This is a genomic window from Lentzea sp. HUAS12, from assembly GCF_024125735.1.
Taxonomy (GTDB): domain Bacteria; phylum Actinomycetota; class Actinomycetes; order Mycobacteriales; family Pseudonocardiaceae; genus Lentzea; species Lentzea albida.
In genome coordinates, this window is record NZ_CP099738.1 from 4,017,953 (window position 1) to 4,029,067 (window position 11,115).

9 protein-coding genes are annotated in these 11,115 nt (G+C 70.7%); 1 reads left to right on the forward strand and 8 read right to left on the reverse strand.

Annotation, left to right across the window (positions count from 1 at the left end; translation table 11 throughout):
* Positions 1 to 25 precede the first annotated feature (25 nt).
* Positions 26 to 1,228, reverse strand: a complete 1,203-nt coding sequence (locus ND450_RS17610) for a hypothetical protein (protein WP_253327182.1) — start codon at positions 1,226 to 1,228, stop codon at positions 26 to 28.
* A gap of 10 nt (positions 1,229 to 1,238) precedes the next feature.
* Positions 1,239 to 3,185, reverse strand: a complete 1,947-nt coding sequence (locus ND450_RS17615) for a phosphocholine-specific phospholipase C (protein WP_256557530.1) — start codon at positions 3,183 to 3,185, stop codon at positions 1,239 to 1,241.
* Between the two features lie 141 nt (positions 3,186 to 3,326).
* Between ND450_RS17615 and ND450_RS17620 the strand changes: the two genes are divergently transcribed.
* Positions 3,327 to 3,815, forward strand: a complete 489-nt coding sequence (locus tag ND450_RS17620) for a calcium-binding protein (protein ID WP_253327184.1) — start codon at positions 3,327 to 3,329, stop codon at positions 3,813 to 3,815.
* On the opposite strand, the gene ND450_RS17625 is transcribed toward ND450_RS17620, so the two are convergent.
* From ND450_RS17625 to mihF, 6 genes are all read right to left on the reverse strand, one after another.
* Positions 3,802 to 6,690: a BTAD domain-containing putative transcriptional regulator gene (locus ND450_RS17625; protein ID WP_253327185.1), complete on the reverse strand. Its 2,889-nt coding sequence runs from the start codon at positions 6,688 to 6,690 to the stop codon at positions 3,802 to 3,804. The two genes, ND450_RS17620 and ND450_RS17625, sit on opposite strands and share 14 nt — an antisense overlap.
* An 84-nt stretch (positions 6,691 to 6,774) precedes the next feature.
* Positions 6,775 to 7,977 carry a methionine adenosyltransferase gene (gene metK / locus ND450_RS17630; RefSeq protein ID WP_177229638.1) on the reverse strand — a complete coding sequence of 401 codons (1,203 nt, stop codon included), beginning with the start codon at positions 7,975 to 7,977 and terminating at the stop codon, positions 6,775 to 6,777.
* Between the two features lie 36 nt (positions 7,978 to 8,013).
* The gene (coaBC, locus tag ND450_RS17635) at positions 8,014 to 9,267 is read right to left on the reverse strand and encodes a bifunctional phosphopantothenoylcysteine decarboxylase/phosphopantothenate--cysteine ligase CoaBC (protein ID WP_253327186.1); all 1,254 of its coding nucleotides are present in this window, start codon (positions 9,265 to 9,267) and stop codon (positions 8,014 to 8,016) included.
* Positions 9,268 to 9,669: 402 nt separating this feature from the next.
* On the reverse strand, positions 9,670 to 9,948 hold the full coding sequence (gene rpoZ / locus ND450_RS17640; RefSeq protein WP_045313812.1) for a DNA-directed RNA polymerase subunit omega: 279 nt from the start codon (positions 9,946 to 9,948) through the stop codon (positions 9,670 to 9,672).
* 2 nt (positions 9,949 to 9,950) lie between these two features.
* Complete coding sequence (gmk, locus tag ND450_RS17645; protein WP_253327187.1) at positions 9,951 to 10,547, reverse strand: guanylate kinase; 597 nt, start codon at positions 10,545 to 10,547, stop codon at positions 9,951 to 9,953.
* Positions 10,544 to 10,861 (reverse strand): integration host factor, actinobacterial type, encoded by a 318-nt coding sequence (mihF, locus tag ND450_RS17650; RefSeq protein WP_030471603.1) that lies wholly within the window; start codon positions 10,859 to 10,861, stop codon positions 10,544 to 10,546. The genes gmk and mihF overlap by 4 nt, the downstream gene beginning before the upstream one ends.
* Positions 10,862 to 11,115 lie beyond the last annotated feature (254 nt).

The following is an 11,115-nucleotide window of genomic DNA, read 5'->3' on the forward strand; positions in this document are numbered from 1 at the left end:
CTGGTGTATCAGACAGCCCCGACAGTCACGCGTTGCGCCTCACCAAACCGGTGAAGCCCGCCACGAACAGGGTCGCGAACGCCCAGGCCAGGATCTGCAGCAGCCACGTCGCGCCCAGGACGAACTGGCCTGTGGGCGCGGCCGTGTCGACGGTGCAACGAGCGGCGTCGACCTTCACCAGCGGCGTCGCGACGTTGAGGGCGTAGCCGACCTGCTCCACGACCGAACACCGGACGGCACCGGAGGTCAGCACGAGCCCCACCGACACGGTGAGCACGCCGGCCAGCCACACGAGCGCGAGACCTGGGCGGTAGCCGTGGCCCACGGTCACGCCGCGGACCAGGTGCCAGACGCGTCCCCAGCGGGAGAGCCGGCCGCGGCGACGCAGATCACGTTGCTGGGCAACGCGGATGCGCCGCACGTCGCGCTCGTGGCCCGCGGCCTGGTGCGCCTGGGCGAGCTGTGCCCACGGCTGGGCGGAGTAGCGGAGGGTGCGCGTCGAGAGCAACGACAGCCATTCGTCCACAGTGGCGTCGCGCGGCAGGCCCTCGTAGGTGAGGCCTTCGAGCTGCACGTCGCCGTCGATGCCCGCGAACGGCATGAGCAGGTCCTTGCCCACGCGCACGTGGCGCAGGTCGAGCGCGACGCCGGACGAGAAGCGGCCCTGGCGGAGGATGATCTGCCCGTCGATCCGGGTGCCGCGCAGGCGCACCGCCGCGTGCCTGCCGCCGCCGGAGACGTCGCAGCCCTCGTTCAGGAAGATGCCGTCGCCGACCTGCAGGTCGACGAGGGTCAGGCCGGCCTCGAAGCGCCCGCCGCCGCACATCAGCACGCCGGCGATCCGCGATCCGCTCAGCGTCACGCCGCCCTCGGCGTGGAAGCCCTCGTCCAGGTAGACGCTGCCGCCGATGCGCATGTGCAGCGCGTCGACCGACTCCTCCGCGCCGAGCCGGGCGCCGCTCAGCCGCAGGTGGTGGTCCACGGCCAGACCGCGGGCCTCGACGGACGGCGCGACGAGTCCCCGCAGGTCCAGCAGCGAGAACTGCGCCCTGCTCAGCAGCACCGGCCGTGCGGTGGTGCAGTCGCGCAGCACCAACGGTTTCTTCGCGACGACGTCGGACAGGTCGAGCTGACCCGTGATGGTCGCGCCGGTCAGCACCAGGCCGCTGGGGTCCAGCGACTCGTGCTCGACCATCCGCTTCCGGATCTCATCCCCCGTGATCTCCACGGGGCAGACGTTAGCCTGAGATCGACTCGCGGCCGTTCTCGATGTGCCCGCACAGACGGCGGCGGAACTTCGGCTCCTCCTCCACCGTCACCGTCAGGTCGTACCAGCCGGAGTTCATGACGGTCAGCCACGGGATCACGTGCCGATGTCCTGGCCTCACGACGTAACGACGCCGCTCCAGCACGAACGTCAGACGCGTCGATCCGCTGTTCTCGAACGTCAACGTCAGCACACGGCTGTATCCGCGCACCGACGACGAGACGCGCGCACGGTCTGAGGACGTCCCGGCGAACTCACGGCGGAAACCGTTGGGGCCCAGCAAGACGAGGTCGTGGTCCCCCGCGATCTCGACGGACTCCGCCGAGGAGACGTCGAAGTGCTGCGGCAGCGCGAACTGGCCCGAGTACGGGTACAGCGCGAAGTGCGCGGACGCCGATCCGGAGTTCGACATCTCCAACGTCGAGCCGCGCAACGACGCGTCCGGCTGGTACGGAAGGGGGCGCGCACGCCGCCGTCCGGGCTCCTGCTCCGGCATCTTCTGCTCGGACGGGGGCGCGGGACGCCAGCGCGGCGTCGCGGGCGGCACCGCGGCGGGCTCGCCGACCTCGGGCCACGTCCGGCGCCGCTCGAAGTCGAACGTCGACGTCAGGTCACCGGCCACGGTCCGGCGCCACGCGGAGATCTCCTCCGAACGGACGCCGGTCCACGTCTCGAGGAACCGCGTCATCGACGTGTGGTCGAACACCTGCGAGTTCACGTAACCGCCGACGGACCACGGCGAGACGACGGTCATCGGCACGCGCGCGCCGAGACCCAACGGCCGGTCGCCCACGTACTCGTCGGTCACGGACAACGGCGGGCGAGGCGGTGGCACGTGGTCGAAGAAGCCGTCGTTCTCGTCATAGGTGATGAACAGGACCGTCGACTCCCACACCTCCTGGTTCGACGCCAGCGCGTCCAGCACCTGGTAGGTGATCGAGGCGGACGCGGCGGGCGACGACGCGCCGGGATGTTCGGAGTCCACAGAGGACGGGACCAGGTACGACACGGCCGGCAACCGTCCGGCGGTGACGTCCGCGCGGAACTCCTCCCCCAGCCCGCCCGGCTTCACGCGGTGCAGTCCCCGCGAGTACAGCGACTTCTCGGCGGCGGTGAGCTTCGAGAGGTCGAGCGAGCCGATCAACGCCGGGTCGCCGGTGCCGTACAGCTTGTCGAGCGACTTGAACCCCGCCGGCAGCACCTTGCGCGCGATCTCCTTGAACCGCAAGAAGAACTCCAGATTGTTGTCCTGGAAGTTGTCCCACTCCTGGTAGACCCGCCACGACTTCCCCGCTGCCTCAAGGCGTTCCGGGTACGTCTTCCACGTGTAGCCGGCGTGGGTGTCCTCGCTGTAGGCGGCGTTGCCGGTCGCACGGCCGCCGGAGGGCTCGAAACCCGTGTACCCGGACACCCAGTAGTTCCGGTTCGGCGACGTCGAGGACGGCACCGAGCAGTGGTAGGCGTCGCACAGCGTGAAGGTGTCCGCGAGCTCGTGGTGGAACGGGATGTCCTGCCGCGTGTAGAACGCCATCGTCGCCGCGGTCTTCGCCGGCACCCAGTTGTCGTTCCACCCGCCGCGCAACGCCGCGTGCCCGCCGTTCCAGCTGTGGTCCAGGTCACCGATGTACTGGATGTCACGCCCCGACGCCGCCTCACGCACCGGGAACGGCAGCACGCCCGACTGGTCGAACACACCCTTCAGCGCGTTGCGGTCGGAGAACCCACGCACGCCACGGAGTGTGCCGTAGTAATGGTCGAACGAACGGTTCTCCTGCATCAACAGCACGACGTGCTTGATCGCGCGCAAGCCTCCCGCACGAGGCTCACGGGCCAACGCGGCGTACACCGACGGCGGCAGCAGCGTGCCCGCACCGGCTGCGGCGACGGCAGCCATGAACCCACGACGAGAGAGCGACATGACTGCAGTTTGTAGTCGCAGCACATGGCTGGGAACCGACGCTCGTATGAACAACGGCCGCCGGCCCGTGGTTAGCGTTCGGGCAACGCCCGGTTGCGACTCTTCTGCCCGTTGGCAAGACACGGAAGAGGGGAAGCAACCATGAGACTGCGCATCGCTGCTGCAGCGCTCGCCATCGGCCTGTGCACCGCAGGTGTCGCGTCAGCCGATGAGGTGCCGCCGGAGTTCCAGAACAGACCTGGGCAGGCGGCGTGCTACAACGCCGTGCCCACGATCATCGACTCCGGTGTCATCTTCGGCACCGCGGGACCGGACGTGATCCTCGGCAGCAACGGGCCGGACGTCATCTACGGGCTCACCGGCGCGGACGTCATCATCGGCCTCGGCGCCGACGACGTCATCTACGGCGGTCAGGGCAACGACCTGATCTGCGCCGGCTGGGGCGAGGACTTCGTCCAGGGCGGCGGCGACCACGACACCGTCTACGGCGAGCCCGGCGACGACGACCTGTTCGGCGGCGACGGGATGGACCTGCTGTCCGGCGACCTGGGACCGGACGACGACGGCGACGGCGAGGCCGGGTTCGACTACTGCCCGCCGTCCACGGAGAACCCGGTCAGCTGCGTGTGACCGTCTGCCGCAGCAGGATCTCGGTGGCGGGATCGGGTCTGACCCCGAGCTGCCGCAACGAGTCCAGCACGCGCGCACGGGTCTCCAGCGTCCTTTGTGGATTCCGTGCGCGCACCGCGGCCGCGAGCGCCAGCCGGTGCCCGCGCGGTTCGAACGGTTCGAGCTCCAGCGCGCGATCGGCGAGGTGATGTGCCTCCGCCGGATCTCCCGTGACGAGCCGGAGTTCGCCCAGTGCCAGCAGGGTGCGCACGTACCGCTGCCTGATCCGGGCGATCTCCGGCTCGCACACCTCCGCCAGGTCCGGCAGCGGATCACCCCGCCACAACGCCACCGCCGCGTCCAGGTCGTCACCGGCCTCCTCGAACGCCCACAGGTCCGCGGTCAGCAGCCCGCCGCGGACCAGCCTGATGCTGTCGCCGTCGCTGCGCAGGCAGTAGCTGGCCTCACCGCCGGCGCGACCCGGTTCCAGCAACCGGCGGAGGTGGGTCATCGTCACCCGCAGGTTCCGGGCGGCCCCGGCGGGGTCCAGGCCGGGCCACAGCAGGTCCACCGCCTGCTCGCGGGTGACGACGGGCCGCAGCACCAGCAATCCCAGCAGCTGCCGGACGCGGACGCGGCGCAGTTCGGGCGCTTCGGTGACGAGGCCGTTCCTGGTCACCCGCATCGGCCCGATCACCTCGACGCCGATCGGGTGGTCCGGCGGCGAGGGCACGGTGGCGAGCAGTCTGGTGGCGCCCACGGCGAGCTCCGGATCACGCGTGAGCGCGCGGAACCGGCGGTGCACCGCCGGTCCGACGCGATCGGCGAGCCAGGTGCCCAGCTTCGTCCTCCCCACCGCCGCGAGCCGGGCAGCGAGTTCCACCGACCACGGCAGCGGCAGGAAGCAGAGGGCGTGCTCCTCGTCGAGGTCGGCGTGGAGATCTCCTTGCCGTGCTTGGAGAAACGCGCGTCCGGCCGCCCGAGCCCTGCGGTGTGACGGACCGAGGTCCGTGTCGTCCCAACGCTTCCGCAGCTCCTCGTTGAGCACGTAGCCGAGCGTGAGGAACCGCCGCAGGTGCCGTTCGGCGACCTCGATCTCCAACGGCCACCGGACCAGGTGCCGCTGGTAGAAGTCGCGGGCCAGGTCCTCCTCGCCCCGCGTGACGGCGACCGCCGCGTGCGACGCGCACGCCAGCACCGCGTCCCGGGGGTTGTCCTGCTCGGCGGGGAGTTCGGCCGTGGTCTCACCGAACGACGCGGCGATGACCGTGTGCAGTGCACGCGCCACGAACTCGCCACGTGCCGTGCTGTCGGCATCGTCACCGAGAAACTCGACGGCTTGGCCGTCGAACCAGCGTGCCGCGGCGGCGTGGCGGCGCGCCAGGTCGTCGTCCAGCATGCGTTCGGCCAGCTCGGCGGCCTCCTGTCCGCGTCCGCACATCGCCAGGCAGTGGACGTGGAACCTCGTCGTGGACACGGCGAACGCCTTCGGCACCTCGGTCGTCGGCGCCTGGGCGAGGTGGGTCAGCGCCGTCTCCGGATCACCGGCCAGCTCGGCCACCACCGCGGCGGCGCTGTGCCTGAGCACCTTCAGGACCGGGGTGGTGGCCTCGAGCCCCTGCGCACGCTGGGCGACCTGCGCCAGCCTGACCAGATCTCCCCTGGAGTGCGCGGTGATCACGGCCTGGCCGAGCGCCACGGCGGCCCCGTCGTGGTCACCGGCACCGAGCAGGGCCGCGCAGGCCTGGTCGACCAGGTCGTCGAGGGACGGGTCGGTGAAGTCGTCGGCGTGCACGACCGCGGCCCTGAGCAACAGGAACGCCGGATCTCGGCGGTGTCCGGCGGGCACCGCGTCGAGCCACCGCCGTGCCGTCGCGCTGGGCAGCACCGACAGTGTCGTGCGCACCAGTTCGACCGCCAGGCGCGCCAGAAGGGGCCAGTCCCGCGCCTCGCACGCCACCCGCCCGGCCGCGGCGAGGTCTCCCCGCGCGACCAGCACCTCGACGGCCTTGTCCCGCAGGTGATGGGTGGGCACGAGGCTCGTCCACAGGTCGTGGGCTCGGTACCGGCCGTCGTCGAGCATGTCGACCAATGGCACCTCACGGGCGAGGTGTTCCATCTCGGCGTTGGTCGCGGCCACCGCACTGATCTCCTCGGCGGTCGCGGTCCCGAGAGCCACCAACGCCGCCAACGCGCCGTGCAGCGGTTGTGGCAGGCGGCTCAGCACCTCCTCGGCGGCGTAACGCCACGAGGCGGCACGTCCGGCCGTGAGGGACAGCCTGACGAGCGCGGGCCAGCCGTGGAGGTCCCCGGCGGGTTCGCGACCGAAGCTCCTCGCCAGCGCGGCGGTCTCGGCACCGGTGAAGGCGAGGTCGGCCGTCGCGACCACGGAAACCTCCCCGGCCGCCTGCCTGCGCGCCAACGGAAGAGCGGGCGTGGTGCGACCCGACAGCACGAGGTGCGCGGTGCCCGGCAGAGCGCGCACGACGGCTTCGAGCAGGTGCGCGCCCGGCGACCCGTCCGGGACCTCGTGCACGTCGTCGAGCAGCAGGCAGACGTCGAGCGGTGCCGTGCGTCGCAGCGCCAGCAGAACCTCCCGAGCACCGGGCTCGGGGCCGGGGCCTACGCCCAGGGCGTCCAGGATCGCCGCGGCCAGCCTGGCGGCGTCCTCGTGGCCGGGACCGCACGTCACCCAGGCGTCGACGCCCCGCGGTTCGAGCAGGTTCGCGCGGACCGCCTGGGCCAGTGCGGTGGTCTTGCCGAAGCCCGCTCCGGCCGTGACGAGGGTGATCGGGCGGCACCACCGCGCGCGGAGGCGGTCGACGAGACGCAGGCGCGGCAGCTCGACGTCGAGCGGGCGCGGCACCGCGCGCAGGCCTGTCGTGTTGTCCCCCACGCAGAGCGGAGACCTCCGCACGGCCCGAAATACGCCAACGGCCCGCCTCCCCGGAAGGGAAACGGGCCGTTGGTGCGTGCTGGATCAGGCGCCGGCGGCGTTGCGCAGGGCCTCCGCGCGGTCCGTCGACTCCCACGGCAGGTCGACGTCGGTACGGCCGAAGTGGCCGTACGCGGCCGTCGGGCCGTAGATCGGGCGGAGCAGGTCGAGGTCGCGGATGATCGCGGCGGGCCGGAGGTCGAACACCTCGGTGATGGCCTGCTGGATCTTCTGCGGGTCGACGGTCTCGGTGCCGAAGGTCTCGACGAAGAGGCCGACGGGGGCGGCCTTGCCGATGGCGTAGGCGACCTGGACCTCGACGCGGGTGGCGAGGCCCGCCGCGACGGTGTTCTTCGCGACCCAGCGCATGGCGTACGCGGCCGAGCGGTCGACCTTCGACGGGTCCTTGCCGGAGAACGCGCCGCCACCGTGACGGGCCATGCCGCCGTAGGTGTCGACGATGATCTTGCGGCCGGTGAGGCCCGCGTCGCCCATCGGGCCGCCGATGACGAAGCGGCCGGTCGGGTTCGTCAGCAGGCGGACGTTCGTGGTGTCGAGGCCGAGCTCGTTGATCTCGGGCGCCACGACGTGCTCGCGGAGGTCGACGCCGAGGAGCTTCTCGAGGTCGATGCCGTCGGCGTGCTGCGTGGAGATGACGACCGTGTCGAGGCGCACGGGCTGGTCGCCCGCGTACTCGATGGTGACCTGGGTCTTGCCGTCCGGGCGCAGGTACGGCACGGTGCCGTCCTTGCGGACCGCGGTCAGGCGGCGCGACAGGCGGTGGGCCAGCGCGATCGGCAGCGGCATGAGCTCGGGCGTGTCGGTGCACGCGTAGCCGAACATCAGGCCCTGGTCGCCGGCGCCCTGCTTGTCGATCTCGTCGTCCGCGCCCTCGACGCGGTTCTCGAACGCCGTGTCGACACCCTGCGCGATGTCCGGGGACTGCGCGCCGATCGCCACGTTCACGCCGCACGAGTGGCCGTCGAAGCCCTTCGCGGACGAGTCGTACCCGATCTCCAGGATCTTCTCGCGGACGATCGTGGGGATGTCGGCGTAGGCCTCGGTCGTGACCTCACCCGCGACGTGGACCTGACCCGTGGTCACCAGCGTCTCCACGGCGACACGGGAGCGCGGGTCCTTGGCGAGCAACGCGTCCAGGATCGAGTCGCTGATCGCGTCACAGATCTTGTCCGGGTGTCCCTCGGTCACCGACTCACTCGTGAACAGCCTGCTGCTGTGCTGGCTCACGGACACTCCTTCGTTGCGGGTTGGACTGAGGAAATACTACTGAGGCTGAGTCAAGCGAGCGGTAACCGAGTCCCACACAGCGGACGCCACTTGAGTTTTCGGGCCGTGCGGTATAGGCGTCTCGGCGCCGTCCGGGGACAACAGCCAGCCGGCGTTGTCCTCCTGCTCGAACGCCTTGCCGTCACCGACCGCGTTGAGCACGAGGAGGTCGCACCCCTTGCGCCGCAGCTTCGCCCGACCGTAGTCGAGCACCGACGTCGTCTCGTCCCCGGTCTCCGCGGCGAACCCGACGATCAGCTGGCCACTGCGACGTGCGGAAACGAGCTCCACGAGGATGTCGGGGTTCTTGGTGAGCGCGATCGGGTCGGGGTCGCCGTCGGTCTTCTTGATCTTGTGACCGGTGAGCGACAGCGGCCGGAAGTCGGCCACCGCGGCGGCCATCACGACCACGTCCGCGTCCGCCGCGACCTTGTGCATGGCGTCGCGCAGCTCCACCGCCGAGCCGACCTTCACGAGGTCCACGCCCGCCGGAGTGGCGAGATCCGCCGTGTTTCCCGCTACCAAAGTCACACGCGCACCGCGCTGTGCCGCCACCCGGGCGAGTGCATAACCCTGCTTCCCGGACGACCGGTTGCCGATGAACCGCACCGGGTCGAGCGGTTCGCGCGTGCCGCCCGCGGAGATCGCGACGTGCACACCTTCGAGGGTCCGCCGCAGCGCGTCCGGCTGCACGAGCAGGAGCCGCGCCAGCTCGACGATCTCGGCCGGGTCCGGCAGGCGGCCCTTGCCGGTGTCCTTGCCCGTCAGCCGGCCGGACGCCGGTTCGGCGACGGTGACACCGCGGCTGCGCAGCAGTCGCACGTTGTGCTGGGTGGCCGGGTGCTCCCACATCTCGGTGTGCATGGCGGGCACCAGCAGGACCGGGCAGCGCGCGGTCAGCAGCGTGTTCGTCAGCAGGTCGTCGGCGAGGCCGTGGGCGGCCTTGGCGATCAGGTTCGCCGTCGCCGGGGCCACCACGACCAGGTCCGCGTTCTGCCCGAGCTTGACGTGCGGCACCTCGTGCACGTCGTCGAACGGGTCGGCGGACACGACCTGGCCGGACAGCGCCTCGAAGGTGGCGGCGCCCACGAACTTGAGCGCGCCCTCGGTGGGGATGACCCGCACCGAGTGACCGGACTCGGTCAGGCGGCGCAGGACCTCACAGGCCTTGTACGCGGCGATGCCCCCACCGACGCCCAGGACGATCTTGGGCTTGGCGGGGGCATCGGCGTCGGATGCGGCGGGGTTCAAGGACTCTCCTCGAGAGGAACGACCGGCCAGGGTCACGCCTCCGCGAGGAGGAACCCCGCTGGGGTCCGGGAACCGGGGTCCCCGGTGGTGCGGTGGTGCTGCGGGCCGCTGGCGTGGACCGGGGTTGCCCCTGGCCCAGGCCGAGGTACGGGCCCTGGCGGCCCGCTGGTCCGGCGCAGGTGGAGCTGTGGCCGCGAGCCTGAGCCAGTGTGACCGCATAGCCCACGTCAGACGAGGAAGGACCGCTCGAGGGTTCGAGAACCCGTCAGACGGACCGCCTGCCCGGGGGTCCGGGGGCGAAGCCCTCCGGCCGGGGCGTGGGGGCTGGGCCCCCACAAGACACTTCGGAGGCGCCGTGGCCTGCGCTGTCCGCAGGCACACTTCACCCAGCGTCTTCGAACGTCACTCGCCCTCGGTGTGCTCCAGGAGACCCGCGTGGATCTCGCGGAGCGCGATCGAGAGGGGCTTCTCACGCGGGCCCGGCTCGACGAGCGGGCCGACGTACTCGAGCAGGCCCTCGCCGAGCTGCGCGTAGTAGTCGTTGATCTGGCGGGCACGCTTCGCGGCGTAGATCACCAACGCGTACTTCGAGCTCACCTGCTCAAGCAGGTCGTCGATCGGCGGGTTGGTGATGCCCTCCGGGGAACCGGTCAGATGACCGAGCTCGGTGTGGGTGATCACTTTCAGACTCCTGAAATTCGTGGTCCGACCATCAAGGATAGCAAGTCGGCCGCGGCCGACTGCACGTCGGCGTTCACGACGACCTCGTCGAACTCCTTCTCGGCCGCCAGCTCCTCGCGGGCGATCTCGAGCCGGCGTGCGACGACGTCCGGGTGTTCGGTGCCCCTGCCGGTCAGCCGGTCGACCAGGTGCTCCCAAGACGGGGGCGCCAGCATGACCAGCTGGGCTTCCGGCATGGCCACGCGGACCTGCCGCGCGCCCTGCAGTTCGATCTCGAGCAGGGCGGGGCGGCCTGAGGCCAGCGCTTCCTCGACGGGCCTGCGGGGGGTTCCGTAGCGGTTTCCGGCGAAGTCGGCGTGTTCGAGGAACTCGCCCGCGTCCACCATCTGCTGGAACTTCACGTGGTCCACGAAGTGGTAGTGCACCCCGTCGACCTCGCCCGGCCTCGGTTTCCTGGTGGTCACCGAGACGGAGAAGTACACATCGGGTTGCTGCCTGCGCAGCTCCGTCAGGACGCTGGACTTGCCAACGCCGGACGGCCCGGACAAGACGGTGAGGCGGGGACGGGCAGAGCCCGCCCCCGCCTCGGTGCCAATCACTCTCCGCTGAACTCGGAGAGCAGGGCCTTGCGCTGGCGGTCACCGAGACCGCGCAGGCGACGGCTGGGAGCGATCTCGAGGCGCTCCATGATCTGCTGCGCGCGAACCTTGCCGACGCCCGGGAGGGCCTCGAGCAGCGCGGACACCTTCATCTTGCCCAGGACCTCGTCGCTCTCGGCGGCCTTGAGCACGTCCGTCAGGGTCGTGCCGCCGCGCTTGAGGCGCTCCTTGAGCTCAGCCCGAGCGCGACGAGCGGCAGCAGCCTTCTCCAGCGCTGCGGCTCGCTGCTCCTCGGTAAGCTGGGGAAGAGCCACGATTTCCTCCGTGGTGTGGATTCTTTTCGGATCGGTGCCGCGACCGTACCGACCGCAATTGCCTGGGGACAACGTGACCCAGTCAGGTAAATCTTCAGCGGTCATGAGTGATGCGGCGGGTGGTAGTAGTACCAACACCCTCCGGCGGCCTGATCACCGCCCTCCGGCGACTCATCCCACACGTTACGTGTGCTATGAGGCCGGTGACCAGCGGGGCAGCCGGTGGCGTGGACCCTACCAACACATGTTTCCCC